This window comes from Ochrobactrum soli (assembly GCF_003664555.1).
GTDB classification, from domain to species: Bacteria; Pseudomonadota; Alphaproteobacteria; order Rhizobiales; family Rhizobiaceae; genus Brucella; species Brucella teleogrylli.
The window spans coordinates 283,083-310,080 of sequence record NZ_RCHH01000004.1; the positions used below are offsets into that span (position 1 = coordinate 283,083).

Consider the following 26,998-nt stretch of genomic DNA (forward strand, 5'->3'; position numbering starts at 1 on the left):
ATAGATCATGGCGAAGAATGAATATAGCAAATATGCGAAGCTGAGCCCGTTTGAGCTAAAGGACGCGCTGATCGAACTTGCCTCCAGCAAAGCAAACCATGCCATGCTGAATGCAGGTCGCGGCAATCCGAATTTTCTGGCCACCTTGCCGCGCCGGGCTTTCCTGCGTCTGGGCCTGTTCGCTGTCGCAGAAGCCGAGCTATCTTATTCCTATCTCTCGACGGGCGTCGGCGGACTTCCCAAGATTGAGGGTATCGAAGGGCGGTTTCAGCGCTTTATTTCCGACCATAGCGATCAGCCGGGCGTCCAGTTTCTGGGACGGTCGCTTTCCTACGTCCGTGACCAGCTGGGCCTTTCTCCATCCGAATATCTTCATGAAATGGTGGAAGGCATTCTCGGCTGTAACTATCCGGTACCGCCGCGTATGCTGAAAATCAGCGAAGAGATAGTGAAACATTATCTCGTCCGCGAAATGATCGGCGGCTATATGAGCTCCGATAAACTCGATCTGTTTGCGGTCGAGGGCGGAACGGCCGCCATGACCTACATTTTCGACACATTGAAGCAGAACAAAATTGTTGCCGAAGGCGACACGGTTGCAATCGGTATGCCCGCCTTCACGCCTTATATCGAAATTCCAGAACTCAACAATTATCGGCTGAAAGAAGTGCACATCAACGCGGACCCGAAACAGGGTTGGCAATATCCCGAAGCCGAGCTGAACAAGCTGCTCGACAAATCGGTCAAGGTCTTCTTCCTGATTAACCCCAGCAATCCACCTTCGGTTAAAGTGGATCAGCGCGGGCTGGAGCAGATCGCCAAGATCGTCAAGGAAAAGCGTCCTGATCTCATTATCCTGACCGACGATGTGTACGGCACATTTGCCGATGATTTCAAATCGATCTTCGCAATATGCCCATACAACACCATGCTGGTTTACTCGTTCTCGAAATATTTCGGCGCAACGGGCTGGCGCCTCGGCGCAATCGCGATGCAGAAGGACAACGTGCTGGACGCAAAGCTGAAGGATTTGTCGGGATCGGCCAGGAAGGAACTGGATCAGCGCTATTCATCGCTGGTGCCCAATGTTTCAAAACTGAAATTCATCGACCGTCTTGTCGCCGATAGCCGCACAGTCGCCCTCAACCACACTGCGGGTCTTTCCACACCGCAGCAGGTCCAGATGGTTCTGTTTTCCCTATTCGGTCTGATGGATGAAAAGGATGCCTACAAGGCAGAGTTGAAGAAACTGATCCGCAATCGCGAGGCTGCATTGTATCGCGAGCTTGGACTGGAACCGCAGAGCGACGTCAATGAAGTGGATTATTACACACTTCTCGATCTGGAAGACATCGCGGGCCGACTCTATGGCGACGAGTTTGCTGCATGGGTCAAGAAGAACATATCGCCGACTGAGCTCTTGTTCCGGATTGCCGACGAAACCGGTATCGTTCTCTTGCCGGGCACAGGCTTTGGTACGCAGCAACCGGCTGGCCGCGCATCGCTCGCCAATCTCAACGAGTATGAATATGCAGCCATCGGGCGCGCATTGCGGACGATGGCTGACGAAGTCTATCAAAAGGAATTCAAATCCAAGAAATGATGGGGTGCAGCTTGGCCTTGAGCCAACGCTGCCTTTTGAAACCAAAACGCCGGTCTGTTTCACGCAGATCGGCGTTTTCATGAGGCGCCCCAAATTCATCATACAAGTTTTGACGAAATAGACGATAACACTGATAACTCGTATCACCTGACTTGTGAGCACTCCACGGGCCTGCTACCACAGGAGTACGGAAAACAATGTGCAGGACCGCGATGATGGCAACAAGAAGCAATGAAACATCTGCCCGTCCTGCGGGCAATCTTGTTGTCAAAGTCAGTGGCGAGCTGAAAAAACTGATCCAGTCCGGTGAGTTCAAGCCGGGAATGAAACTGCCCAGCGAAGCAAAGCTGACTGAAGCCTACGGGGTCAGCCGCACGGTTATTCGCGAGGCGGTGGCTGCCCTGCGAGCCGACGGGCTCGTCGAGGCCCGGCAGGGAGCCGGGGTTTTTGTGCTTGAGGCGCAATCAGCGGAAACTCTGCCATTTCACAACCTAGATTATGACCGGGTTTCATCGGTCATTGAGCTGCTCGAGCTGCGCACAGGCGTAGAAGTAGAGGCTGCAGGACTTGCAGCGCTGCGTCGCTCTCCCCAACAGGAAGAGGCTATCATCAACTGCCACCGGCAAGTAGTCACCTGCCTGGAAGCTGGGCAACCGACAGCGGAGGCGGATTTCGCGTTGCATCTGGCGATTGCTGATGCGGCCAACAATCCTCGCTTTCGCGAGTTCCTGACGATGATCGGCAGCGGTGTTATTCCGCGTGCGGCTTTACAGTCCCAGTCAGATACAAATTCTGCCGATTATATCGCGCGTATTCATGAGGAGCACTCCCAGATCATCGAGGCCATTTCCAATGGTGACGAAGAGGCTGCACGGTCGGCAATGCGGCGGCACTTGAAGGGGAGTCAGATGCGATACCGCAGCATTCTCAGGCAAGTTCGCTCTAACTTATAATATAAGTTATTGACATATAATATCTGAATGCGCTAGGTCATATGCAGACATCAAAAAAGGGGTCAACATATGGAACCGCAGCAGATCAAGGAAAAGCTAGGAGCAGGATTGCTCTCCTTCCCGGTAACGCATTTCGATGCCGAGGGGCAGTTTGCGCCGGAAAGCTATAAAGCCCATGTAGAATGGCTTTCGGGCTTCGATGCACCGGTATTGTTCGCCGCCGGCGGCACCGGCGAGTTCTTTTCTCTGCGCCCGAGTGAAATTCCGACCATCGTGTCTGCGGCAAAGGAGGCCGCTGGCAACAGCGGCACAGCGATTGTTTCGGGCTGCGGCTATGGGACGGAAATGGCGATTGAAATTGCCAAGTCGGCTGAAAATGCTGGAGCGGACGGCATATTGCTTCTGCCACATTATCTGATCGATGCGCCTCAGCTGGGTCTTTACGAACATGTCAAGCGTATCTGCCAGTCGATTGGCATCGGCGTCATGGTCTATAATCGTGATAATGCTATTCTTCAGGCCGACACGCTGGCTCGCTTGTGTGATGAGTGCCCCAATCTTGTCGGTTTCAAGGATGGTGTGGGCGATATCGGGCTCGTTCGCCAGATTACGGCCAAGATGGGCGATCGCCTGACCTATCTGGGCGGGATGCCGACGGCGGAACTCTTCGCCGAAGCCTATCTGGGCGCCGGGTTCACGACCTATTCTTCAGCCGTTTTCAACTTCGTTCCTGGTCTGGCGGTGGAATTCTATCGTGCCCTGAGGGCGGGTGAACGCGCCACATGCGAGCGTATTCTCAACGAGTTCTTCTATCCGTTCATGGCAATCCGCAACCGGCAGAAGGGTTATGCCGTGGCTGCCATCAAGGCAGGCGTGCGTCTTCAGGGCTTCAAAGCCGGGAAGGTTCGGTCTCCGCTTTGCGATCTGACCAGAGAGGAAGAAGGCCTTCTCGAAGCGCTCATCGGTAAATATAGCCGCAAACAGGCGGCTTGAGCGATCAAGAGGAAAAACCGCGGGTCCATCACCCGCGGTTCCTTTATAAGACGCAATAAAGGCCGCGTTTACAGTGACGCGGCCATTTCTTTCAGGCGTTCACAGGCCTTGGTCAGTTCTGCTTCAGAAGCGGCAATGGACACGCGGATGAAGCCGGGCGCGCCAAAAGCGATACCAGGCACGCTGGATACGCCAAAATCATTGAGCAGATATCCCGCAAGATCAGTGTCGCTTTCTAACGTCGCGCCTGCGGGGGTCGTTTTGCCAATCAGTCTGCTGACACCGATGAACGCATAAAATGCGCCGTCCGGCTGGCGGAAGTCGATATTGGGTATTTCCGACAGATGGGTTGCGACAAGATCGGCGCGACGACGAAAAGTCTGTGCCGCTTCGTGCACAAAGCTCTGGTCGCCATCGAGTGCTGCTTTTGCGGCCGCCTGCGCAATGCTGCAAACGGATGTGACGCTTTGCGACTGCATCTTGTTGATCGCTGCAATGAGCGCCTTTGGACCTGCTGCATAGCCAACTCGCCAGCCCGTCATCGCGTAGGCTTTCGAGACACCGTTGACGATGAGAGTTCGTTCCCGCAATTGCGGGCAGACGCTGCCGAAGGAAACGAAGGGATGGTCGCGTAGCAAGATGTGCTCGTATATCTCATCGGAAAGGATGAGAATACGCGGGTGTTTTTCCAGCGCTGTCGCGAGCGTCTGATATTCCGCAGCGCTGTAGATCGCGCCGGTGGGATTGGATGGCGAGTTCAGCATCAACCAGCGCGTGCGTGGTGTGATGGATTTCTCAAGATGTTGTACTGTCAGTTTGAAATCATCTTGCGGCCGGCATTCAACATAGACCGGTGTGCCGCCATGCAAGGAAACGATATCGCCGTAAGAAACCCAGCAAGGTGTGGGGATAACCACTTCGTCGCCCGGTTCGAGCGTGGCGAGGAACGCATCGAACAAGATCTGTTTTGCGCCATTGGCGACGGTCAGCTCTTGCGGTGAAAAATCAAGATGATTGTCACGCTTGAACTTGGCGATAATCGCGGCGCGAAGCGCTTCGGTTCCGGCTGCTGCTCCGTAACGAATACCGCCGGCATTGACCGCTGTGCAGGCAGCATCGAGAACATGGCGCGGCGGTTCAAAATCCGGCTCGCCCAGCGACAAATCGATAATGTCTCGCCCCTCGGCACGCAGCTTTTTGGCGGCCATCGAAACAGCCATGCTCGGCGATGACTGGATGCCCGCCGATCGTCTATTTTCATATTGCATTACAATGCTCTTGTTTGTGGGTCGGGAAAGGGGAAGCCGCCCTAAAGGCGGCTTCTGACAGGATCTGCTGGTCAACCATTCACGACATAATCGAATTCTCTGTCGCGCTGCTTGGCCTCCGGGCACCGTTCATCCGCAGCGCCATAGCCGCCGCCGCCCGGCAATTGCAGGATCAGCCTGCGTCCTGCTGGGACATGCTGCCGGCCCTTGGCGTTGAGCACCGAACCGTCATCGAGCAGGACGGCGCCCGGTGCGCCGTTCTCGCCACCTTCACGCCCGCGCGGCGGGTGTTTGATGCGATCAAACATGGCATTGAAGTAGATCTCATGTCCGTCAGTCGGCGCGATCTCGACAACCTGACCAAGCCCGCCACGGAATTTTCCGGCGCCGCCGGAACCGTCGCGTAATTCCTTGCGCCAGAAAATAACCGGACCGACATGTTCCGTCGCCTCGATGGACATCGAATGAACACCGCTTGGAAAAGCGGTGGCGCTCAGCCCGTCGAGATGGGAGCGGGCACCGGCTCCACCGCTGTTGAACAGAAGAACCTCGGCACGCTGGCCGCCGTCTTTGGGGGCCTTGTCGCCGGAAAGCGGACGCGCACTAACATGAAGGTTCCAAAGCGCGCCTGAGCCTTCCGCTGGTACTCGACCGGGCAGCATCTTATGGACAGCGCCAAGCACTGCATCGGGCACCAGATGGCCGAGCACGTGGCGGACGGAAACGGGGGCAGGGTGCTGCGCGTTCAAGATACAATCCTTCGGCGCAATCACCTTGAAGGGGAGAAGCGATGCGTGATTGTTCGGGATTTCCGGCGCGATCGAGCATTTCAGGCCGTAACAGGCATAGGCAGCTGAATAGATCAGCGGGCAATTGATACCTTTGGGGCTTGGTGCAGATGTGCCGTTGAAGTCCGCAAGTATGTGATCGGCATGGACGTCGATACGCACCGCGATATCGATAGGATCGCCGTAACCGTCAACCCGCATCACGTTGGAATAAGTGCCGTGCGGCAATGCCGCCAGCTTTTCAAGCGTTGCATCATAGCTGCGTTTGAAGATGAATTCGGCCAGCCCTTCCAGATCGTCGAGCCGAAACTCATCCATCATATCCATCAAGCGGCGATGCCCGATTTCGTTGCAGGCGGCGAGGGAATAGACGTCGCCGACGACCTGATGGCTTTCGCGAACATTGTTGCGCAAAATGTTCACGAGATCCTTGTTGACCACCCCGCGTTCCGCGAATTTCATGATCGGTACAAAGATGCCTTCCTCATAAACTTCGTTGGCATCGGGGCCAAAACCACGTCCGCCCACATCCACCACATGGGCGGTGCAAGCGAAGAAACCTGTCAGCGCGCAATCGCGAAAGCTTGGTGATACGACGGTGAAATCGTGCAGGTGACCGGTGCCTTTCCACGGGTCGTTGGTGATGTAGACATCACCTTCGAAGATATTCTCGCGCCCGATATCGTTGATGAAATGGCCAACCGCTTCCGCCATCGCATTCACATGGCCGGGCGTGCCGGTCACGGCCTGCGCGATCATTTGCCCGGCGCGATTGAACACGCCAGCTGAAAGATCGCCGGATTCACGCACACTGGTGCTGAAGGCTGTACGAATGAGCGTTACGGCCTGTTCTTCAACGACCGAGATCAGGCGGTTCCACATGATCTGCATGTGGACATCGGAAATAGGTTTCACTGACATGGGTAAACTCCTTCAGGCAGCCTTGGCGCGCAGCAACAGGCAACCATCGGCCTGCATGATCGCTTCGCGGCTTGAGGTCACGATGGTCGATGTCTCGCGTTCTGTGATGACGGCTGGTCCGGCGATCCAGTCACCCGGTTTCATATCGCTGCGATCAACCACGCTTGCGTCAAGGAAACGTTCTTCAAGAACGTCGAACACCTTGCGCTTGCCGGATATTGTTGCGGTTGATTGTTTCGTGACAGGTTTGGCGGGGGTTGGTACCGCAGCATCTGCGCTGGCGCGCAGCGACCAGCTGACAATTTCGACATCCAGCCCATCGATTACGCGACCGAAGAAGCGTTCATAGCACTCATCAAAAAGCGAGCTGAAAAGTGAGGCATCCGCTTGAGTATAATCACGAACTTCGATGGTGACCGGCACTTCCCATCCCTGACCAACGTAGCGCATATAAGCAGTGCATTCGAGTGAAGGATTGGCGCTGGGTGCGCCCGAGCGCACGAAGGAGGTTGCTTCCTGCACCAGCTCGGCAATCACAGTATTGATCGCATTGGCGTCGAAGCGGCTGATGCGGCTATAAGCGCTGCGGACCGATTCAAAACCAAAAGGCGCACGCAGGAAGCCGATTGCAGAGCCGACACCGGCGCCAGGCGGGATCAGCAGATCATTGACACCAAGCTTTTCGCAAAGCCGCGCGGCATGAACTGGGGCCGCGCCGCCAAAGGCGATCATGGTGAACTCGGAAAGTTCCTTGCCGTTTTCCACCGCATGCATACGCGCGGCGTTGCTCATGTTCTCATCGACAACTTCGCTAAGACCATAAGCCGAGGTTGCGATATCTGAACCCAGCTTGCTGCCAATATCTGCATCCATGGCGTTTTCGGATGCCGAGCGCGACAGTTTCATCGACCCACCAGCAAAGCTGTCGGGATCAAGGCGACCGAGGATAACATCGGCGTCGGTTACGGTTGGGTTGACACCGCCGCGGTCGTAGCAAGCCGGTCCCGGTTCGGAGCCTGCGCTATGAGGACCGACGCGGATCTGACGCATGGAATCGACGGTTGCAATCGAACCGCCGCCTGCGCCAATCTCAACCATTTCGATGACCGGGATAGAGATTGGCATGCCGCTGCCCTTCTTGAAGCGATAGGTACGCGCCACTTCGAAGGTCTTCGACGTTTTCGGCGTCTGCTGTTCAATCAGGCAGATTTTTGCGGTAGTGCCGCCCATATCGTAGGACACGACCTGATCAAGCTTGTGATTGGCTGCGATATGGGCTGCGAAAATCGCGCCGCCCGCCGGTCCGGATTCAAGCAGACGAACGGGAAACTCAATGGCACTGTCGACACTGATAATGCCACCGCCCGAGTGGATCATAAAGACCGGTGCAACAAGCCCTTCATCGTGAAGACGGCCTACCAGACGATTGAGGTAAGAGGCCATCAAAGGTTTGACATAGGCATTGGCACAGACGGTATTGAAGCGTTGAAACTCACGCATCTGCGGCGAGACTTCCGACGAAATCGATACGGAAAGATCAGGCTTTCTGGCCAGCAGTCTGTCGCGGAAACGGCGCTCATGTTCGCCATTGAGATAGGAGTGGATGAAGCCGACAGCGATACTCTCATAGCCTTGCGCAACGATGCGATCACAAAGCGCTTCCATCTCGCTCTCATCCAGAGGCTTAAGCGCTTCGCCGCTTGCGCCCATGCGCTCATCAAGGACGAACCGGTCGCTGCGGTCGACCAGCGGGGCCGGGAGGACAATATCGAGATCATATTGTTCGAAGCGGCTTTCGGTGCGCATTTCGATCACGTCGCGAAAGCCTTTGGTCGTGACGAGCGCCGTTTTTGCACCGCGACGCTCGATCAGAGCGTTTGTCGCAAGAGTGGTGCCATGGATCACCGTATCGATCTGGTTCAGCGCTATCCCAGCCTTTTCCGCTACCTCGCGAATGGCTTTGACAATTGCATTTTCAGGAAACGCGTAATCGGTCAGAACCTTGGTTGAGTGCAGTGTCGAACCAACCTCCATCGCCACATCGGTGAAGGTTCCGCCAATGTCGACGCCAACCCTGATCAGTTTGCCATCTATTGTCATGTCTTGCCTAACTCCCAAGATCAGATTCTATGCGTTAAGTGCGGGGCCGGGCTGGAAGGCCACGGTTCATGCACGTGTTTCCTCGTACCGACAGGTGGTGCCTGCCGGTTCATAAATGTTGTTTGCGGTGCCTCGGCTAACTCGGAACGTTCAGACGTTCACCAGTCAGTCTGTGGTTAGTTCTTGCCGGTGAAGTCCACTCCATCAAGGGTGGTCGGCAGCTTTGCGCGATCCACACCGATCCACTTTTTGTAAAGACCGTCGAGTGAACCGTCCGCCGTATGGCGCGTGACAAAATCATTTAGATAGTCGAGCATTTCCTGATCGCCCTTGCGTACCGCCATTGCCTGGAAATTGTCAGCGACTTTGTATTTGCGACCGTAGTTGCCGCTGTTGCCAGTTTTGTCGATCACCAGCCCATAGGTCACGCTGCCCAGAATGGCATCGACCTGACCCGACAGGAGCGCCTGCACGGTAGTCGCATCATCATCGAAGCGCTTGATCTGCGTGTTGGCGGGCGCGACCTTTTTCAGGACCGGTTCGAAAACGCTGCCGCGATTAACGCCGATGATGTATTTACCCAGATCATCATTGCCCTTAATATCAACGTCGTTCTTGCCCCAGACAGTGATGTCATTGGAGGAATAGGGAATGGCGAATTGAATGACCTTGGCGCGCTCTGGCGTGATGGTCATGGATGGAACGAGAAAATCGACCATGCCATTGGTGAGAAGCGGAATACGGTTCTGACCGGTAATGCGCTCGAACTTGATCTGAACGCCCAGTTCCTTGGCAATCAGGTCAGCAACATCGACGTCATAGCCTCCATTTTTGCCGTTCTCATCGATAAAGCCCCATGGAAACTGGTCCATCTGCACGCCGATGGTAACGGTGCCCTTGGCCTTGATTTCCTCGGGCGTAGCGGCGCCAGCCGCTGTGGCGATGCATACGGATGCGAGTAGACCGAACGTGAAGCCGAGTGAAGCGTCGGAACGAGCGAAACTAGAATTGAACATGTTCTTACCTCTGGTTGTTTTATTGTTATTCAACGGGATGCATTCATCCGCTTTTCAATCCGGGCGCTGTAATAGGTGAGCGGAATGCAGATCACGAAGTAGACAAGACCGACAGCGCCGTAGACTTTGAGTGGCTCGAAAGTGATGTTGGCCATCAGCTGACCCGAGCGTGTGAGTTCGGTCAGGCCGAGCAGAGCCGCAAGGGCGGTGCCCTTGATCAGATTGACGAGGAAGCCAATCGTTGCGGGCAGGCCGATGCGAAAGGCTTGGGGAAGCACGACATCCGACATGCGGCGGATATAGCCGATACCAAGCGCGCGGGCCGCTTCATCCTGCCCTGCCGATACGGCCTCGATACTGCCCCGCCAGATTTCACCGAGAAATGCACTGGTATGGAGCGAAAGACCGATGATCAGCGCGACCCAGACATCGACATGAATGCCGAGCAGCGGCAGGCCGAAATAGACGAAGAAAAGCTGGATCAGCAGCGGTGTGCCCTGAAAGATCTGGATATGTGTCGCCATGAAATAGCGAAGCCATTTCTTGTTGCTGGTGCGTCCAAGGGCCACGATGAGACCACAGGCACCACCGAAGACGAAAGCGAGGAGTGACAGGATTACTGTCCAGCGAGCCCCTTCAAGAATGAACAAGAATTCTGCAAAGCCGAAACTGCGTATCATCGGTCTGCCTCACTTCGTCGGATAGGAAAAGTAAGTTCTGCCAATGAGTTGGAGAACAAGGGAAAAGAACTGCGAAAGCGCGAGATAGATAACGCCGAGTGCGAAATAGACTTCGAAGCTGCGGAATGTCTCGGAATCGATCATTTGACCGACATAGGTGAGTTCTTCCGCGGAAACTGAAGCCACCAGGCTGGAATTGAGCATCATCAAAATGAACTGGCTGCAAAGCGCTGGGTAAACCGCGCGAATGGCTGGCCGAAAGATGATGAAGCGATAGACTTCAAGTGTGTGAAGACCAAGCGCCCGTCCTGCTTCCACCTGCCCCTTATTGATGGAGTCCACCCCACCGCGCACGATTTCGGCTGCATAAGCTGCGCAGTTGAGCGTCATGGCGAGAATTGCCGCCTGTGTGGCTGTCAAGGTGACGCCAAGGGAAGGCATTCCGAAGAAGATGAAAAATACCTGCACCAGAAACGGCGTGTTGCGGATCAATTCGATATAGGCAAATGCCACCCGGGATACGGTTCGTATCGAGCTCATGCGCATCAACATAAAGACAATGCCGAGCATCAAACCAAGCGCCATCGAGATGGAGGATATCTTTAGGGTTTGTAATGCGCCGCTTAGCAGCAGCGGCCAGGCCGCCAGAACCGGCCCCATGTCGAAACTATATTGCATTGGCAAGCTCCCGTTATTTCGTCTGGTTCCCCTTTGTGGTTAGTGATTGAGAATCTGGCCCAGAAATGCCTTGGCGCGTTCGTGCTTGGGATTGCCGAAAAACTCTGCAGGAGGGGCGCTTTCGATAATCTCCCCGCGATCCATGAAGATGACACGGTGCGCAACGGCGCGCGCAAAACCCATTTCATGTGTTACGCAGATCATCGTGATACCGTCGTCCGCAAGCGAGATCATGGTATCGAGGACTTCTTTCACCATTTCAGGATCAAGCGCTGATGTGGGTTCATCAAACAACATGATCTTTGGCCCCATGCAAAGCGCGCGAGCAATGGCCACACGCTGCTGCTGACCTCCGGAAAGCTGGGCTGGATATTTGTTGGCCTGTTCGGCGATATGCACCCGCTTGAGAAAATGCATGGCCTTTTCTTTGGCCTCGGCTGTTGAAGCTTTATGTACGCGGCGCGGCGCCAGCATACAGTTTTCGAGTACGGTCATATGGGGGAAAAGGTTGAACTGTTGAAACACCATACCGACGTCGCGCCGGATATGATCGACATTGGCCCCTTTGTTGCCTAGTCGTGTTCCATTCACATCGATGGTGCCGTCCTGAATCTCTTCAAGATGATTGATACAGCGAATAAGCGTTGATTTACCCGAACCGGAAGGGCCGCACAGAACGATATGTTCGCCCCGCTTCACGTGTAGATCCACATTCTTGAGTACGTGAAGCTGGCCATACCATTTATTGACCGCGCTCATCGTGATGGCTTGTTCAGACATCTATCTCTCGCTTCATATGTGTAGGCAGAACGGAAATTGCCCGCTCAGGGCTGAACTTCAAAAATGGCGTCGACTTCGACAGCAAATCCGCGTGGCAGAGAGCCTGCTCCCAATGCCGTGCGGGCATGTCGGCCTTTCTCGCCGAGAACTTCGACCAGAAGATCGGAGGCGCCATCGATAACGGCGGGATGGTCTTTGAAGCTGGGCACGGCATTTACAAAGCCGCGCACCTGCAAACAGGCCGAAATGCGGTCGAGATCGCCATCAACGGCCATTGAGGCGCGTGCCAGAAGATTGAGCGCGCAGACACGCGCTGCCTGATACGCCTCCGCTATATCCATAGTGTCGCCGACGACGCCCAGATAACGGTCAACGCCATTGACGCGCGGCACCTGTCCGGAAATGTAGAGTGTGCTTCCACTCAACCGAAACGGAACATAGGTTCCGCTCGGGGCCGTCACACTGGGCAGGGCAAGGCCCAACTCCGCCAGTCTGGAAGAAACGATTCCCATCTCGAATTCCCCTGTTTTTGTTCGCCTGTTCTGCAATTGCTGTAGCATGGAACTACCTGCAACTGCGTAGTGATAATATCACATGGCGCCTTTTTGTGATGTTAGGTTTGCTGAAATAATATCACTTGTCAAGAATGAATCTCGGGCGTCTATTTTGGTAAAAAAGCGATTGATACTGGACATTACGATATGGAAAACAGCATGTTGATCAATCTTTGAACGAATTCAGAGGGCTGTCCTAAGTGGCTGAATATCTACTTTTGTCGAGGCATTTTGTTCCGATAGTGCCTGTTAGGCGCTCCACGGGGCACCAGATTGAGTGGCACAGCGAAGCGTGATTTTAAGTGATATTATCACTGATATGATGATAGTATCTTGTCTTGAGCGTGCTTACCGCGTATCACCATGGAAAGACGATATTTTCACCGGGGTAGCCTCATATTGAAAACACTGACTGCGCGAACGATTGAGAGCCTCAAGACACTGATCGGTGACGGTACGCTTCAGGTCGGCGACAAGTTGCCGACCCTTGTCGAACTTGGGGACAAGCTTGGTGTCAGCCGCACGGTTATCCGGGAAGCTGTGGCGGCTCTGCGCTCTGACGGATTGTTGGAAGCAAAGCACGGGGTCGGAATATTCATTCGCGATCCCGGAAAGGCAGCATCTCCCGTTTCAGACGATTCCATGCTGGAGCCGTTGGCGCGGCTTTCGCTTCCATTTATGGATTTGCTTGAGTTGCGTATGGCTTTTGAAGTCCATGCCGCCGGATTGGCCGCACAGCGCCGGTCATGGGCGCAGGAAGCAAACATGTGGGATGCGCTGAAGCAGTTCGAGGCTTCTATTGAAAATGAAGAAGCGCTGGATGAACTGGACTTCATTTTCCACCGGTCCATATCGGAAGCAACCAATAATCTGGCGTTTATCGAGTTTTTCAGCGTCATGAGCCTGAAAATACTGCCACAGCCAGCATTTTCGCGGGATCTGAACCCCTCACTTATCACGCCTGATTATATCCAGAACACGGTCATCGAGCATCGCGCGATTTGTGAAGCGATCAGCGCCGGAAATGCAGAGCAGGCACGTGAAGCGATGCAGGCACATCTCAATCGCAGCCATCAGCGCTATCGCGGGTTCAACGGCGCTTTCGGATCGCCATTGAGTAATATTGTGGATAGCTGAAACCTATTCAGTAAGCGCTATCGACCGACGGATTATGGCCGCTACCTTCAACATTCGGGCGGTGAGGGCGGTACGACCGGCTGTTCGAAAGTGCGCTGCAACTGCCCCCAGCCCGGATCGTGCATATGGGCGTCCAGTCCGGCTCTTGCAACCAGCGCACGCGCCTCTGCTTCACCGAAGGCAAGCGCCTCGTGCATATCAGCAGTTAGGACCACGCCGTCCTGCATGATAATCTTGCCATCGACGATGACGGTATCAACATCGCTGCCAAGAACCTGATGAACCAGCCGATGGACGGGCATCCAATTGGGTGTCAGATGCGGTTTGCGCATATCGATGATCGCGATATCCGCTTTCTTGCCAGTTTCAAGAGAACCGATCTCATGATCCATACCAATCGCACGCGCTGCGTCGATGGTGATCATCTCGAAAACTTTGCCGGGCGGCAGAAGGTAGCGGTCGTGATTGTGCAATATATGCTGGGTCGATTGCGCGATCCGCGCGACCTGCAGCATATCGAAATGGCGGCTCGGCGCTGCGCCATCGGACGTAATAGCAACAGGCACGCCCCGCGCCAGCATCTGCATAATCGGCGTGGAACGTCCGGGCGGCGCATGGGTGACGTGGGTGCCCGTTTCGGCGAGGATATCAATTTCCTCATGAGAGATGCCCCAGCAGTGCTGCAAATGCACGTCAGGACCCAGCAGCGCGTTTTCCTTATCTTGATAAGCCATCCGAATTTGCCCGGCAAAGGCATCCGAATGGATGCGCACACCCCATTTGCGTGCCGTTTCGCGAATACGACGCGCTTGCATCCGGTCGTTCTGCGTCAGATTGACCGCGAAATCCGGTGTGGAAGCGTTAGAAGGCTCGACCGAAGGGACGATTGTGAAAGGCGTCAGAAAAACCTTAATGCGGCCCTCGGCTGTTCCGTTAAGGCTTTCGACGGTGGCTTCAGCGCCCTCAATCATTTCTTCGAATGAAACAGTGTGACGCACAGGCTTGCCGCTCTCCCATCGCGTCACCGATTGCGGCCAGGGTAGTCCAGCGGGGCCAACGCAGATGATCTCGCGCAGACCGAGTTCCGAATAGGCGCGCGCGTGATTGGCTGCAAAGACCGGATCGTCGCTGCGCGGCATGGAGGTGATGATGCTGGCAGAGGTTGTTACGCCTGCGCGCAGTCGCTCCAGACCGGAAACGAGGCCATCGGCGTACCAGTAGTCGCGGGTTACATAATGATAATAGGTTGGTGTGACGATCCGCATCCAGAGTGAATTGGTGTCGGCGGCAATGCTGCGTATCAGCGCGTGACCAGCGTGGCCGTGCGCGTCGATGAGGCCCGGAATGAGCATCTTCCCACGGCAGTCGATTGCATTCTTGTCAGTATGGCGAGGAGCGAGTTCCTGCGATGTGCCAATATCGACAATTCTGTCGTTCTCGATTGCTACAGCTCCATCTTCGATGATCCGCCGTGTTTTATCGACTGTCACGACAGTCCCGTGAAGCAGCAGCAATCCAGTCATATCTTCCCCTTTTTTATGTCCAAGACGACAGCGTTTGACACTGTGCGGTCTCATATCGATGTGTCGATGTTTTTGAACTTAATTGGCGACAATATCGTTGACAATAAAAGAATGGATTAAGATACTGCGACGAAATTCAGTCCAACAATCTTATCGTTATAGATGAGGGGAAAAGCATGTCGCGTTTAAATAGGTTTTTTATATCGGCCCTGACGGCAGCTGCTATTGCGGCGCCGGCGCTGGCCAGTTCTGCCGACGCGGCTACGTTACGTTGGGGCAGTCGTGCGGATATCTACTCGCTCGATCCAGATTCTGTTCCGTCCACATCCAATCTGGCTTTCCTGAACCACATTTACGAAGGTCTGATCCGTTACGGCCCGAACTTCGAGATCGAGCCTGCGCTGGCTACCGAATGGAAGCTGGTCGATAACAAGTTCTGGCGTTTTACCCTTCGCAAGGGCGTGAAGTTCCACAACGGCGCAGATTTTACGGCTGATGACGTTGTGGCCTCGATGAACCGTGTTTCCGACCCGACATCACCTCTGCGCGGCAATATTCCGCTCTATGTTGGTGTCAAGAAAGTGGACGATTCCACGGTGGATATCGAGGTTTCGGCACCGTCGGCGCTGTTCCTCAATGACATGACCAATATTTTCATGTTCAACGCGAAGTGGCTGAAGGATAATGACGCCGAAAAGCCGACCGATATCGCGTCCAAGACCGAGAATTATGCTACGCATAACACCAACGGCACGGGCCCGTTCAAGCTCGACAGCCGTGTACCTGATTCAAAGACGGTTCTGATCGTCAATGATCAATGGTGGGACCAGAAAAAGCACAATCTGGATCGCATCGAATACATTCCGATTTCTTCGGCTGCGACACGCGTTGCGGCGCTTCTCTCTAATGAAATTGACCTGGTCGATTCAGCACCCATTCAGGATATTCCGCGTCTGGAATCGACGCCGGGCATCAAGGTCGACAAACGCACCGAGCTGCGCACAGTATTTATCGGCTTTAACGGCAAGGAGAAGCTTGAGGATGGGCGTCCGAACCCGTTTCTCGATGTCCGCGTGCGTCAGGCCGTCGAGGCAAGTATCGATCGTGATCTCATCAACAAGAAAATCATGCGCGGTCTGGCGCGTCCTTCCGGTTCGCTGATTGCGCCGGAAATCGCAGGCTATTCGAAAGCGCTCGACACTTATCAGCCAGCCGATCCCAAGCTTGCCCAAAAGCTGCTTGAAGATGCTGGTCAGAAAGGCCTGACTTTCAACTATCTTTGCATGAATGATGAGAGCATCAACGAGGAAGATATCTGCTCGGGCATCGCCAATATGATGAAACGTGGCGGGTTCGAACCGTCCATCGATATGGGGCCGCGTGCCGTTCAGCAGCCCAAGCGCACCAATGGCAAGGCCGATATGTTCAATCTGAGCTGGGCCAATGAGCCGACGCTCGATGCCTATTCGTTGCTTTCGCAGGTGCTTTCCACGCGCAGCGGTTCGACCGGCGTATCCAACTATGGTGGCTGGTCTTATCCTGAACTCGATGAGCTGATGAAAAAAGCGGCGCAGGAGCCGGATACGGCGAAGCGCTTGGCGCTGGAAGAACAGGCGCTGAAAGTTGCCAAGGACAAGGCTATTCTGATCCCGCTTCATCAGCAGCCTATCGCTTGGGGCATGCTGGACAAGGTCAAGAGCGTGGATTTCCGGGCCGATAACAAGCCGCGTCATTGGCACACGCAAATGGCCGAGTAAGGCCAGCAAAGCGAAAACCGAAAAGCGCTTCACCTTGGTGAGGCGCTTTTTTTATGTGGTGCACAATCTGGAGATGCGACAACACTCATTCAAAAGCCGCACTTTGATTGCTGCTCAGAAATGTGGCAGCGCCTGACCAATTGTAGAGCACAGTTGTCGACAAATAGGTTATTGAAACCCACAAAATTGTCTACAATTACGTTGACAACCTTATATCGACTGGCAATACTCCATTTCGTGATCTGGGAGGCAGGTCACCCCAAAAAAGGAGAAATCAGTATTACCCGCCTGCATGGCGTGAGCAGACACTGAAACGCAGCACCGAAACGGATGCAACGATGCATGAAAACAGACCTCCAAAAAAGGAGGCGCAAATTTCCAGAAGCGGAGCAAAATCTATGTTAAGAAAACTTGGCCTTGCGGTCACAATGCTGGCTGGGCTGACTTTGGCTGGCCACGCCGAAACGCTCAAATGGGGCGCTGCGCGCGATATCTATTCGCTTGACCCCTATTCTTATGGCGACAGCTATACACTGTCCTTCCTCAATCACATCTATGAAGGCCTCGTGCGCTACGACGCCGAGCTGAAGATCGAGCCTGCCCTTGCTGAATCTTGGGAAAATGTTTCCGAGACGGTTTGGCGCTTTCATCTGCGCAAGGGCGTCAAGTTTCATGATGGCGCTGATTTCAATGCCGACGATGTGCTTGCTTCATTGAAGCGCGTGAGCGATCCGGTTTCGCCGCTGCGTGGTAATTTGCCTGCCTACAAGTCCTCAAAGAAAGTGGACGACTACACAATCGATATCGAGTTGAGCGGCCCTTATCCGCTGCTCCTCAACGACCTCACCAATATTCACATCTTCGATGCGGGCTGGCTGAAGACCAATAATTCGGAAAAGCCGACTGACGTTGGTGCCAAGATTGAAGGTTATGCAACCTACCACACCAATGGTACGGGTCCGTTCAAGCTGGAAAGCCGCGTACCGGATTCCAAAACCATTCTGGTTAAGAACCCGGACTGGTGGGACAAAACGTCGAAATCAAACATCGACCGCATCGAGTTCAATCCGATCACTTCGGCTGCGACACGCGTGGCGGCGCTCCTCTCTGGAGAAGTCAATTTTACGGAAAGTGCGCCATCGCAGGATTTGCCGCGCCTTCAGGCACAGCCTGACCTGAAGGTCATGGAACGTACCGATTTGCGTACAGTCATGATGGGTTTCAATCGCAAGCCGAAGCTCGATAATGGATCGGAAAATAAATTCAACGATTTGCGTGTGCGTCAGGCTTTCGCACATGCGCTTGATCGTGATTTGATACAGAAGCGCATCATGCGCGGCAAGTCGCGCACGGCAGGTGCGGTGGTTGCGCCGGAAATTCCGGGCTACACGCCGGAACTGGATACCACTCTGGCCTTTGATCCGGCCTTGTCCAAGAAGCTTCTGGCCGAGGCTGGCGCCACGGATTTTCCGTTCACACTGGTTTGTACAACTGATGCCTATGTGAACGAGGAAGAACTGTGCCAGGGGCTCGTGAACATGCTGAGCCGGGGCGGTTTCAAGCCGCAGCTTGATATTGCACCAACGGCTGCGCAGGCACCGAAACGCACGGGCGGCAAGGCCGATGTCTATATCATAGGCTGGGCGACAGAGCCCATGCTCGACAGCTATTCCATTCTGTTGCAAATGATTGAAACCAAGACAGACAATGCTGGTGTTTTCAACTGGGGTGGCTGGAGCTATCCGGAAATCGACAAGCTGATCATTGAGGCATCCACGGAGATGGATCGCAGCAAGCGGCTAGCGTTGCAGACAAAGGCCTTGCAAATGGTCAAGGACGAGATCGTCATGTTGCCGCTGCATCAACAGCCGATGGCGTGGGTCATGTCGAATAAGATTGATCATATCGTCCAGTTGCCAGACAACAAGCCGCGTCACTGGCTGACGCATTTTGCCGAATAGTCTCATCAAGACGCTCCGGGGCACGCCGTTCCGGAGCGTCCTGTTCCCAAGGAATTCACATGCTGGTTTTTATCATCAAGCGTCTGGCCAATGCCATCATGGTCATGCTGGCTGTTGCCTTGCTGGCCTTTTTGATCTTTCGTCTGGCGGGCGACCCCGTCGAGATGATGGCCAACGAACAGATGACACAGGCCGACCGCGATAATCTGCGTGAGCGTCTGGGGCTTAACGATGGCCTGATGACACAATATACCCGGTTCGTGGTGAACGCCGCTCAGGGCAATTTCGGCATTTCCTATCGCAATGGTCAGGATGTGCTTGGCCTTATCGCCGAGCGGTTTCCGGCAACACTGGAACTGGTGCTGGTGGCCACCTTGATCTCGTTGTTGCTTGGCCTTCCTCTTGGCGTACTAACAGCAATTAAACGTGGCAAATGGTATACGGAGGGATTACAGTTTCTCTCCATTGTCGGTGTTTCGCTGCCAAGTTTTGTGGTCGGTATACTGCTCATTCTGGTTTTTTCGGTCACGCTTGGCTGGTTCCCGGCATTCGGACGGGGTGATGTCGTACAGCTTGGCTGGTGGTCCACGGGATTGTTGACGCATTCCGGTCGTATCGCGATTTTGCTACCGGCCATTGCGCTCTCGCTTTATCAAGTCACGCTTGTCATGCGTCTGGTTCGCGCAGAAATGTTGGAAGTGCTGCGTTCGGACTACGTGAAATTCGCCCGTGCCCGCGGTATTCCGCGCTGGCGTATCTATTTCCGTCATGCGCTTCGCAACTGCCTTATGCCGGTTGTGACGATGACAGCGATGAATGTCGGTTCGCTGATCGCCTTCGCGCTGATCACCGAAACCGTGTTTCAATGGCCGGGCATGGGCATGTTGTTCATTCAGGCCGTTACCTTCCTCGATATCCCGGTCATGGCAGCCTATCTCTGCATCATTTCCTTCATCTTCGTTGTACTCAACACTTTCGTGGACATTGCCTATGCGGTGATCGATCCACGCCTGCGCACGGCGCGTTGAGTTGCCCATGGAACCGATTGTGGAGTCAAAGCCGATGAGCACCCCAACCACGCAAACCACTACCATCTCCCGCCCGTCGGTTGTACAGCGGATTCGTAAAAGCGACTTGTGGTGGTCGTTCACACACAGCAAGACCGCAATGATCAGCGCAGCACTGCTTGCAATCCTGATCTTGACGGCATTGTTTGCACCCCTCATTGCACCGCAAAACCCCTATGATGGCGCTGCACTCGATATGTGGAAAGCAGAGCTGCCGCCTATCTGGGAAGACGGCGGCGAATGGCCCTTCCTGCTGGGCACCGACACGCAAGGGCGCGATATGCTGTCAGCCATTCTTTATGGCACGCGCATTTCCATCGTTATCGGCATCGCTTCCGTTGTGCTTTCCTTGGTCATCGGCATGAGTGCCGGTTTGGTCTCAGGCTATTTCGGCGGTTTTATCGACAATCTACTGATGCGCATCGGCGATATCACGCTGTCGATCCCGACCATTCTGGTCGCCATTCTGGTTTCAACCGTCGTGCGACAGATGTTGCCTGTCAGCCTGCGCGAGGTCGGAGCATCCGCGGTTCTCATTCTGGCCATCGCGCTTTCCGCATGGGTGCAATATGCCCGTACTGTCCGCGCTCAGGCCATCGTTGAAACCGGCAAGGATTATGTATCCGCCGCCCGTCTGATCGGCGTTCCGGCGCGCCGCATCATGGCAAGGCATATTCTGCCCAATACGCTGACGCCCATCATGGTGGCGGCAACGCTTAACTTCGGCATGGCCATTCTTACCGAAGCCACGCTGTCCTTCCTCGGTATCGGCATGCCGCCGAGCCAGCCTTCTCTCGGGACACTGATCCGCATCGGTAACCAGTTCCTGTTTTCCGGTTCCTGGTGGATCGTGCTCTTCCCTGTCATTCAGCTCTGCCTGCTGGTCGTGGCCGTCAATATGCTTGGCGACTGGCTGCGCGATGCTCTCAATCCGAAACTGAGGTAATATCGATGAACAATCTTTTGCTCCGCAATGTGCGCCCTATGGCTGGCGATACGTGCGATGTCTTGATCAAGGATGGGAAGATTGCGGGTTTCGGACGGTTCGAGGCGAAGCCGGGTATGGCCATCGAAGATGGTGGCAATGCAATCATGGCGCCCGGCCTGATTGATGCGCATACGCATCTCGACAAGACGACCTGGGGCATGCCCTGGCATGTCAATAATCGTGCCGCGATCCTGCGCGAACGTATCGACTTCGAACGCGAGCACCGACTGGAAATCGGCCTTGATCCGCATCGTCAGTCAATGCGTCATGCAATCGGTCTTGCTGCCCATGGCGCAACGCATATCCGCAGCCATGTCGATATCGACCCCACTCACGGATTGTCATTGGTCGAAGGCGTCTGGGCAACACGCGAGAAGCTGAAAGGCATCATCGATATCGAGATCGTTGCATTCCCGCAGTCGGGTCTGATGGTCATGCCTGGTACGGAAGAATTGCTCGATGAGGCCTTGCGTCAGGGTTGTGAAGTTCTGGGGGGTATTGATCCATGCGGTATTGATCGCGACCCAAAGGGTCAGCTCGATATTCTGTTCGCGCTCGCACTCAAGCACGGCGTACCGATTGATATTCATCTGCATGAGACCGGCGATCTTGGCGCGTTCACGATGGAACTCATCTTTGAGCGTATCCGCGCCAACGGTATGGAAGGGAAGGTGGCGATCAGCCATGCTTTCGCGCTCGGCATGAATGATTATTTGCGCGTCGGCCAGTTGATCGAACAGATCGCGGCTCTGGATGTCGCAATTTTGACGACCGGCGCGCCATCGGCCACGGTGCCGTCGATCAAACGCCTGAATGAAGCGGGCGTGCGCGTTGGTGGTGGTTGTGATGGCATTCGCGACACCTGGGGACCTTGGGGCCAGCCGGATATGCTGGATCGTGCCAAGATCATCGGCATGAAAAACGGCGTCCGCTCGGACCATGATCTGGAACATCTCCTGTACATCGTCTCTCAAGGCGGCGCGGATGTGATGCGTCTTGAAAACTATGGTCTCGATGTGGGCTGCAATGCCGACTTCACCCTTTTGACGGGTGAAACATTGGCCCATGCCGTGGTGGATATCGCGCCGCGCCCTCTGGTGGTCAAGAACGGTCGCGTCACTGCACGCAACGGCGTTGCTGTGGTGGAGATGCCGTGATGAACAACGCTATGGACACATTAACCCTCGGTCAGCGACCTGATGGACGGACTCTGATTACTGCCAGTTGGGTGGTTGGGCACAAGGATGGCGGCCATACGCTTTTGCGCAATGGTGAAGTCGTTTTTGAACACGGCGAGATTGTCTTTGTTGGACATGGCTTCACCGGAGAACTGGCGCGCCGCATCGATTTCGGCAATGCGCTAATCTCGCCGGGTCTCATTGATCTTGATGCCTTGTCGGACCTCGACACCACCATTCTTGGCATAGACAACCATCCTGGTTGGGCCAAGGGTCGCGTCTGGCCACGGTCTTATATCGAGGCTGGCCCTTATGAGATGTACAGTCAGGACGAGCTGGCTTTTCAAAAGCGCTTTGCGTTCGGCCAACTCCTGTTGAACGGGATCACCACGGCAGCGCCTATCGCCTCTCTATTCTATCGAGAATGGGGCGAAACAGTTGCCGAGTTCGATGCTGCTGCCGAGGCGGCTGGTGAACTGGGGCTACGCGTTTACCTGAGTCCTGCCTACCGTTCCGGCGGTATGGTTCTGGAAGAACCGGGAAAGATTATTCCGGTTTTCGACGAAGAGCGTGGTTTTCAGGGGCTGAAAGACGCCATTGCCTATATCGAGCGCCAGAATGGGCGTCACGGCGATCTGGTGCGCGGTATGTTGGCCCCGGATCGGGTCGAGACTTCGACACTTGGATTGTTGCAACGCACTGATGCAGCGGCGCGCGACCTTGGCTGCAAGTTCCGTCTTCACATGGCTCAAGGCACGATGGAAGTCGATACTGTGCGGATGCTGCATGGCTCGACTGCTCCGGTCTGGCTTGCGAAACATGGTCTGCTCAGCGACCGGATGATTGCACCTCACGCGACGAATGCCACAGATGAAGATCTGGGCCTCTATGCGGCCAATGGCGTTTCCATTGTGCATTGTCCGCTGGTATCGGCACGCAGCGGTTCGATCCTCAAATCCTTCTCCGCTTGCCGCAAGCGGGGGATCAATATTGCCATGGGCACAGATACCACGCCGCCAGATATGCTCATGAATTTGCTGACGGGCCTTATCGCTGGCCGCATCGCCGATGGTGCGCCGGACCGTTTGCGGTCAGCCGATCTTTTTGACGCGGCGACCATTGGTGGCGCAAAAGCACTCGGACGCGATGATCTCGGTCACCTCTCACGGGGTGCGAGAGCGGATATAGCGATCTTCGATCTCGACGATACCATCATGGCCGCGACAGTTGACCCCATCACGACCATTGTCACAGGCGGTTCGGGCAAGATCACGCGCGCGGTCTTTGTCGATGGCCGCGCTTCCATGATTAATCGAAAGCTTGCAGGGTTGGATATGGAACAAGCTCGTCGTCAGGCACAGGCCCAGTTCGACGGACTTATCGCCAAATATCCCGAGCGCAGCTGGAACCATCCTCCTGTCGCGGAAATCTTCCCTTCCAGCTATCCGATAGAAGGTGATTTCAATGCATGACATGCAAGAACCAATCATTGAAGTGCGCAATCTGCGCGTGGATTTTCCAGGGCGTCATGGCACGGTTACCGCTCTGTCAGATGTCAGCCTGTCGATCCGGCCCGGTGAAATCCTTGGTGTTGTGGGTGAATCCGGTGCTGGCAAGTCGATGACCGGTCTGGCCATTCAGGGCCTGCTGGAAGCGCCTGGGCATATCGCCGACGGTGAAGTGTGGCTTGGCAAGCGCCGGATAGACACACTGGATGACCGCGCCATGGAGAAAATTCGCGGACGTGAAATCGGCGCGATCTTTCAGGATCCGCTCACCTCGCTCAATCCGCTGTTCACGGTGGGCGCGCAGCTTGTCGAAACGATCCGGCGGCATCTTGGTCTTGGCAAGGCTCAGGCGCGTGAACGGGCTATCCAGTTGCTGCGCGATGTTGGCATTCCTTCGCCGGAGGACCGCGTCAACCAGTATCCGCATCAGTTCTCGGGCGGTATGCGGCAGCGCGTGGTGATTGCACTTGCACTTGCCGCTTCCCCTAAGCTCGTCATTGCCGATGAACCGACGACGGCGCTGGACGTATCGATCCAGGCACAGATCATTTCGCTCCTGCGGAAACTCTGCAAGGAAAAGCAAACCGCCGTTATGCTCGTTACGCACGATATGGGCGTGATTGCCGAAGCCGCTGATCGCATTGCCGTAATGTATGCGGGGCGACTGATTGAGATCGGGCCTGTCGAACAGGTTCTGCATAAGCCGCGTCACCCCTATACACAGGGCTTGATGGCCTCGATCCCTTCGCTTGGTGCGCGCGTGGAAAAGCTGAATCAGATCGATGGCTCAATGCCGCGTCTTGACGCTATTCCCAAGGGCTGCGCTTTCAATCCGCGTTGCAAGGTCGCGGTGCCACGCTGTCTTGAGGAGCGCCCCGAACTCAACCTTATCAGTCAAAACCCCAACCTTGGCGCAAGCGCTTGTTGGCTCAACGCAGGAGGCAGCGTATGACGAATCCGTCGAAAGAAACTGCGGCTTTGACCGTCGAGCGTCTGGTCAAGACATTTGATGTCTCGGCTCCATGGCTCAACAGAGTGATCGAGCGCAAGCCGCGCCAGTACCTCCAGGCTGTCAACGATATCAGCTTTACGGTGCCAGCAGGCGGTTGTCTGAGTATCGTTGGTGAAAGTGGATGCGGAAAGTCAACCGTGGCCCGACTGGTCACCGGATTGCATGGCGCGACAAGCGGCCAAATGCGGTTTGCGCCCGGCAAAAGTGGTGCGCCATTGACGGCGCAGATGATATTTCAGGACCCTTATGCCTCGCTCAATCCTCGTTGGCGCGTCAAGAACATCATCGCTGAGCCATTGCGGGAATTGAAACTGCGTAAGACGGCGGCGGAAGTCACCGAGCGCGTGGAGCAACTTCTGCGTACTGTCGGGCTTTCACCCTCCGACGGCGAAAAGTTTCCGCATGAGTTTTCCGGTGGGCAACGGCAGCGCATTTCAATTGCGCGTGCCTTGGCGAGCGAGCCTGAGTTTCTTGTTTGCGACGAGCCGACTTCGGCGCTGGACGTTTCGGTGCAGGCGCAGGTGCTCAATCTTATGCGCCGCTTGCAGGATGAGCTGGGCCTGACCTACCTCTTCATCAGCCATGATATGAGCGTCGTTCGCCACATGTCCGATCGTATCGCGGTCATGTATCTGGGGCGGATTGTTGAAGAGGGTAATACGGAAGAACTCTTCGCGCAGCCGCGTCATCCCTATACGCAGCTTTTGTTGCAGACGATCCCCAACATTGAATCTCCCAATCGCAACCGCACACCGGCAAGCGGTGAAGTTCCAAGCCCGCTGAAACCGCCTTCGGGTTGCACATTCCATCCGCGGTGTCCGTTTGCGGTGGCGCGCTGTGCGCAAGAAGCGCCGAAGATGCAGACTTTGTCGAATGGCACACGCGTCGCCTGTCATCTGGTGGAAGAGGCCGCAGCAGCTGCCTGATATAGGTAGGGTGTTCAGGCACCGCGTTGGGCTACTGTTGCACGTTTAAAGCAGGTGCCGAGATCTGCGGATAAGTGCTCCAGTCGGGATTAAAGCGGGTTGTTAAATTGTCGACAATATGAAATATTATTGTAGATAATAAATCAGGTTCTGGGGACGTGATGGAATTCGATTTTGAAGAGTTGGACCCTCAAAGCCGTTACAGGCTTCTGACGAATTTCATCGGTCCACGACCGATAGCACTTGTGACAACCCGTTCACCAGCAGGCCATAGCAATGCCGCGCCGATGAGTTTCTTCAACGTGTTTTCGCACGACCCGGCCATTGTCGTTCTGGGCATTCAACCACGTCTTTCCGGTGAGGAGAAGGACACGCTGGCGAATATCCGTCGCACTGGCGAGTTCGCAATCAGCATGATCGACATGGCATTGTCGGAACAGATGCTGATCTGCGGATTGGGTTTCGACAGCGAGGTCGATGAGCTTGAGATGGCGGGGCTGTCAGCGACACCCTGCCAGAAAATCGATGTCTCTTTTGCTGAGCAGGCACCTTGCACCTTCGAGTGCCGTGTCGAACGTGTGATCGATTATCCGCGTCGCGCGCTTATCCTGGGTGAGGTGGTGCATATGCACGTTCGTCGCAATTGTCTGGATGCCGACGGCCACTACGTCGATCCCGAATTCTATCAACCGATTGCCCGGCTTCACGCCGACAATTACATCACTTCAGATCGTCAGTTCGTTTTGAAGGCACCGCCCATCGCCGATTTCGTGAAGCCGGAAAACTAGGCCAGAACGACGGTTCTTCGAGAATTTTTACCATGCACATTCATCTGATCAATCCTAACTCAACAGCGTCTATGACAGAGCAAGCTCTTGATAGTGCTCTGCTCGTCAAACACAGCAGCACCACGGTCTCAGCCTCAAATCCTGCCGACACGCCTGTCAGCATTGAAGGCGGAACCGACGAAGCACTGGCTGTGCCGGGCATGCTTGCGGAAATCCGAAAAGGTGAAGCGCAAGGTGTGGACGCCTATGTGATCGCCTGCTTTGACGATCCCGGCCTGCATGCGGCGCGAGAGATCGCGAAGGGTCCGGTACTGGGTATTTGTCAGGCGGCGGTACAGGTGGCTATGACGATCAGCCGGCGCTTTTCAATTATCACGACCTTGCCGCGGTCGGTTCCGATCATCGAAGATCTGGTCAGTGATTACGGCGCAGATCGTCATTGCAGAAAAGTGCGTGCGATCAATTTGCCGGTACTCGGCTTGGAAGATGATCCTGCGGAAGCAGAACGGCTTTTGATCAACGAGATCGAACTCGCCAAACGCGAAGATCGGGCGGAGGCGATCATTCTCGGCTGCGCGGGCATGACGTCCTTGTGCGACCGGTTGCGGGATGCAACGGGCGTTCCGGTGATCGACGGCGTTGCGGCGGCGGTGAAGCTTGCCGAAGCTTTGGTCGGAGCGGGCTACGCGACTTCGAAGGTGAACACCTATGACTATCCGCGTGTGAAGACGGGCAATACGAACGCCATCTGCGGAATATGTGCCTGAAATAGAAGCATCACGATGTATTGTTGACAATTTTGTAGGCGCTTTGCGGTTG

At 55.1% G+C, this 26,998-nt stretch carries 23 protein-coding genes; 14 read left to right on the plus strand and 9 right to left on the minus strand.

Going from position 1 to position 26,998, the window contains the following annotated elements; genetic code table 11:
- Positions 1-7 precede the first annotated feature (7 nt).
- The 3 genes from D8666_RS10820 to kdgD all read left to right on the plus strand — a co-directional run bounded on the left by D8666_RS10820 (position 8) and on the right by kdgD (position 3,549).
- The gene (locus tag D8666_RS10820) at positions 8-1,603 is read left to right on the plus strand and encodes a bifunctional aspartate transaminase/aspartate 4-decarboxylase (RefSeq protein ID WP_121537809.1); all 1,596 of its coding nucleotides are present in this window, start codon (positions 8-10) and stop codon (positions 1,601-1,603) included.
- A 212-nt stretch (positions 1,604-1,815) separates the two neighbouring features.
- Positions 1,816-2,556: a FadR/GntR family transcriptional regulator gene (locus D8666_RS10825; RefSeq protein ID WP_371830806.1), complete on the plus strand. Its 741-nt coding sequence runs from the start codon at positions 1,816-1,818 to the stop codon at positions 2,554-2,556.
- Positions 2,557-2,625: 69 nt separating this feature from the next.
- A complete protein-coding gene (gene kdgD, locus D8666_RS10830) occupies positions 2,626-3,549 on the plus strand; it encodes a 5-dehydro-4-deoxyglucarate dehydratase (RefSeq protein WP_121537811.1) in 924 nt (307 codons plus the stop codon).
- Between the two features lie 68 nt (positions 3,550-3,617).
- Here kdgD and D8666_RS10835 read toward each other — a convergent pair whose 3' ends face one another.
- The 8 genes from D8666_RS10835 to D8666_RS10870 all read right to left on the minus strand — a co-directional run bounded on the left by D8666_RS10835 (position 3,618) and on the right by D8666_RS10870 (position 12,292).
- Positions 3,618-4,817: a pyridoxal phosphate-dependent aminotransferase gene (locus D8666_RS10835; RefSeq protein WP_121537813.1), complete on the minus strand. Its 1,200-nt coding sequence runs from the start codon at positions 4,815-4,817 to the stop codon at positions 3,618-3,620.
- 71 nt (positions 4,818-4,888) lie between these two features.
- Positions 4,889-6,526, minus strand: a complete 1,638-nt coding sequence (locus tag D8666_RS10840) for a hydantoinase B/oxoprolinase family protein (protein WP_121537815.1) — start codon at positions 6,524-6,526, stop codon at positions 4,889-4,891.
- Positions 6,527-6,538: 12 nt separating this feature from the next.
- Positions 6,539-8,626 (minus strand): hydantoinase/oxoprolinase family protein, encoded by a 2,088-nt coding sequence (locus tag D8666_RS10845; RefSeq protein ID WP_121537817.1) that lies wholly within the window; start codon positions 8,624-8,626, stop codon positions 6,539-6,541.
- Positions 8,627-8,802: 176 nt separating this feature from the next.
- A complete protein-coding gene (locus D8666_RS10850) occupies positions 8,803-9,642 on the minus strand; it encodes a transporter substrate-binding domain-containing protein (protein ID WP_121537819.1) in 840 nt (279 codons plus the stop codon).
- Between the two features lie 29 nt (positions 9,643-9,671).
- Positions 9,672-10,322 (minus strand): amino acid ABC transporter permease, encoded by a 651-nt coding sequence (locus D8666_RS10855; protein WP_121537821.1) that lies wholly within the window; start codon positions 10,320-10,322, stop codon positions 9,672-9,674.
- A gap of 9 nt (positions 10,323-10,331) precedes the next feature.
- Positions 10,332-11,000 carry an amino acid ABC transporter permease gene (locus D8666_RS10860; RefSeq protein ID WP_121537823.1) on the minus strand — a complete coding sequence of 223 codons (669 nt, stop codon included), beginning with the start codon at positions 10,998-11,000 and terminating at the stop codon, positions 10,332-10,334.
- Between the two features lie 39 nt (positions 11,001-11,039).
- Positions 11,040-11,780 (minus strand): amino acid ABC transporter ATP-binding protein, encoded by a 741-nt coding sequence (locus D8666_RS10865; RefSeq protein WP_121537824.1) that lies wholly within the window; start codon positions 11,778-11,780, stop codon positions 11,040-11,042.
- Between the two features lie 44 nt (positions 11,781-11,824).
- Positions 11,825-12,292, minus strand: a complete 468-nt coding sequence (locus D8666_RS10870; RefSeq protein WP_109366039.1) for a RidA family protein — start codon at positions 12,290-12,292, stop codon at positions 11,825-11,827.
- 441 nt (positions 12,293-12,733) lie between these two features.
- Between D8666_RS10870 and D8666_RS10875 the strand changes: the two genes are divergently transcribed.
- A complete protein-coding gene (locus D8666_RS10875) occupies positions 12,734-13,471 on the plus strand; it encodes a FadR/GntR family transcriptional regulator (protein WP_109366038.1) in 738 nt (245 codons plus the stop codon).
- A 47-nt stretch (positions 13,472-13,518) separates the two neighbouring features.
- Here D8666_RS10875 and D8666_RS10880 read toward each other — a convergent pair whose 3' ends face one another.
- Positions 13,519-14,994: an amidohydrolase family protein gene (locus D8666_RS10880; protein WP_121537826.1), complete on the minus strand. Its 1,476-nt coding sequence runs from the start codon at positions 14,992-14,994 to the stop codon at positions 13,519-13,521.
- 176 nt (positions 14,995-15,170) lie between these two features.
- On the opposite strand from D8666_RS10880, the gene D8666_RS10885 reads away from it, so the two are divergent.
- The 10 genes from D8666_RS10885 to D8666_RS10930 all read left to right on the plus strand — a co-directional run bounded on the left by D8666_RS10885 (position 15,171) and on the right by D8666_RS10930 (position 26,946).
- Positions 15,171-16,751 (plus strand): ABC transporter substrate-binding protein, encoded by a 1,581-nt coding sequence (locus D8666_RS10885; protein ID WP_121537828.1) that lies wholly within the window; start codon positions 15,171-15,173, stop codon positions 16,749-16,751.
- A gap of 398 nt (positions 16,752-17,149) precedes the next feature.
- Positions 17,150-18,712, plus strand: coding sequence for an ABC transporter substrate-binding protein (locus tag D8666_RS10890; RefSeq protein WP_121537830.1), 1,563 nt, complete (start codon positions 17,150-17,152; stop codon positions 18,710-18,712).
- A 59-nt stretch (positions 18,713-18,771) separates the two neighbouring features.
- Positions 18,772-19,740, plus strand: a complete 969-nt coding sequence (locus tag D8666_RS10895) for an ABC transporter permease (protein WP_078337171.1) — start codon at positions 18,772-18,774, stop codon at positions 19,738-19,740.
- 34 nt (positions 19,741-19,774) lie between these two features.
- Complete coding sequence (locus D8666_RS10900) at positions 19,775-20,725, plus strand: ABC transporter permease (protein ID WP_121537984.1); 951 nt, start codon at positions 19,775-19,777, stop codon at positions 20,723-20,725.
- A gap of 5 nt (positions 20,726-20,730) precedes the next feature.
- On the plus strand, positions 20,731-21,924 hold the full coding sequence (locus D8666_RS10905; protein WP_121537832.1) for an amidohydrolase family protein: 1,194 nt from the start codon (positions 20,731-20,733) through the stop codon (positions 21,922-21,924).
- Positions 21,924-23,417 carry an amidohydrolase family protein gene (locus D8666_RS10910; RefSeq protein ID WP_121537834.1) on the plus strand — a complete coding sequence of 498 codons (1,494 nt, stop codon included), beginning with the start codon at positions 21,924-21,926 and terminating at the stop codon, positions 23,415-23,417. The genes D8666_RS10905 and D8666_RS10910 overlap by 1 nt, the downstream gene beginning before the upstream one ends.
- Positions 23,410-24,405, plus strand: a complete 996-nt coding sequence (locus D8666_RS10915; protein ID WP_121537836.1) for an ABC transporter ATP-binding protein — start codon at positions 23,410-23,412, stop codon at positions 24,403-24,405. Before D8666_RS10910 ends, D8666_RS10915 begins: the two co-directional genes overlap by 8 nt.
- On the plus strand, positions 24,402-25,391 hold the full coding sequence (locus D8666_RS10920; protein ID WP_121537838.1) for an ABC transporter ATP-binding protein: 990 nt from the start codon (positions 24,402-24,404) through the stop codon (positions 25,389-25,391). Before D8666_RS10915 ends, D8666_RS10920 begins: the two co-directional genes overlap by 4 nt.
- A gap of 161 nt (positions 25,392-25,552) precedes the next feature.
- Positions 25,553-26,179 (plus strand): flavin reductase family protein, encoded by a 627-nt coding sequence (locus D8666_RS10925; protein ID WP_121537986.1) that lies wholly within the window; start codon positions 25,553-25,555, stop codon positions 26,177-26,179.
- A gap of 32 nt (positions 26,180-26,211) precedes the next feature.
- Positions 26,212-26,946 (plus strand): aspartate/glutamate racemase family protein, encoded by a 735-nt coding sequence (locus tag D8666_RS10930; protein WP_121537840.1) that lies wholly within the window; start codon positions 26,212-26,214, stop codon positions 26,944-26,946.
- Positions 26,947-26,998 lie beyond the last annotated feature (52 nt).

Excerpts from the sequence above, each read along its gene's own strand:
- D8666_RS10820 (WP_121537809.1), top strand. The coding sequence starts at position 8 with ATGGCGAAGAATGAATATAGCAAATATGCGAAGCTGAGCCCGTTTGAG.
- D8666_RS10825 (WP_371830806.1), top strand. The coding sequence starts at position 1,816 with ATGATGGCAACAAGAAGCAATGAAACATCTGCCCGTCCTGCGGGCAAT.
- kdgD (WP_121537811.1), top strand. The coding sequence starts at position 2,626 with ATGGAACCGCAGCAGATCAAGGAAAAGCTAGGAGCAGGATTGCTCTCC.
- D8666_RS10835 (WP_121537813.1), bottom strand. The coding sequence starts at position 4,817 with ATGCAATATGAAAATAGACGATCGGCGGGCATCCAGTCATCGCCGAGC.
- D8666_RS10840 (WP_121537815.1), bottom strand. The coding sequence starts at position 6,526 with ATGTCAGTGAAACCTATTTCCGATGTCCACATGCAGATCATGTGGAAC.
- D8666_RS10845 (WP_121537817.1), bottom strand. The coding sequence starts at position 8,626 with ATGACAATAGATGGCAAACTGATCAGGGTTGGCGTCGACATTGGCGGA.
- D8666_RS10850 (WP_121537819.1), bottom strand. The coding sequence starts at position 9,642 with ATGTTCAATTCTAGTTTCGCTCGTTCCGACGCTTCACTCGGCTTCACG.
- D8666_RS10855 (WP_121537821.1), bottom strand. The coding sequence starts at position 10,322 with ATGATACGCAGTTTCGGCTTTGCAGAATTCTTGTTCATTCTTGAAGGG.
- D8666_RS10860 (WP_121537823.1), bottom strand. The coding sequence starts at position 11,000 with ATGCAATATAGTTTCGACATGGGGCCGGTTCTGGCGGCCTGGCCGCTG.
- D8666_RS10865 (WP_121537824.1), bottom strand. The coding sequence starts at position 11,780 with ATGTCTGAACAAGCCATCACGATGAGCGCGGTCAATAAATGGTATGGC.
- D8666_RS10870 (WP_109366039.1), bottom strand. The coding sequence starts at position 12,292 with ATGGGAATCGTTTCTTCCAGACTGGCGGAGTTGGGCCTTGCCCTGCCC.
- D8666_RS10880 (WP_121537826.1), bottom strand. The coding sequence starts at position 14,994 with ATGACTGGATTGCTGCTGCTTCACGGGACTGTCGTGACAGTCGATAAA.
- D8666_RS10885 (WP_121537828.1), top strand. The coding sequence starts at position 15,171 with ATGTCGCGTTTAAATAGGTTTTTTATATCGGCCCTGACGGCAGCTGCT.
- D8666_RS10890 (WP_121537830.1), top strand. The coding sequence starts at position 17,150 with ATGTTAAGAAAACTTGGCCTTGCGGTCACAATGCTGGCTGGGCTGACT.
- D8666_RS10895 (WP_078337171.1), top strand. The coding sequence starts at position 18,772 with ATGCTGGTTTTTATCATCAAGCGTCTGGCCAATGCCATCATGGTCATG.
- D8666_RS10900 (WP_121537984.1), top strand. The coding sequence starts at position 19,775 with ATGAGCACCCCAACCACGCAAACCACTACCATCTCCCGCCCGTCGGTT.
- D8666_RS10905 (WP_121537832.1), top strand. The coding sequence starts at position 20,731 with ATGAACAATCTTTTGCTCCGCAATGTGCGCCCTATGGCTGGCGATACG.
- D8666_RS10910 (WP_121537834.1), top strand. The coding sequence starts at position 21,924 with ATGAACAACGCTATGGACACATTAACCCTCGGTCAGCGACCTGATGGA.
- D8666_RS10915 (WP_121537836.1), top strand. The coding sequence starts at position 23,410 with ATGCATGACATGCAAGAACCAATCATTGAAGTGCGCAATCTGCGCGTG.
- D8666_RS10920 (WP_121537838.1), top strand. The coding sequence starts at position 24,402 with ATGACGAATCCGTCGAAAGAAACTGCGGCTTTGACCGTCGAGCGTCTG.
- D8666_RS10925 (WP_121537986.1), top strand. The coding sequence starts at position 25,553 with ATGGAATTCGATTTTGAAGAGTTGGACCCTCAAAGCCGTTACAGGCTT.
- D8666_RS10930 (WP_121537840.1), top strand. The coding sequence starts at position 26,212 with ATGCACATTCATCTGATCAATCCTAACTCAACAGCGTCTATGACAGAG.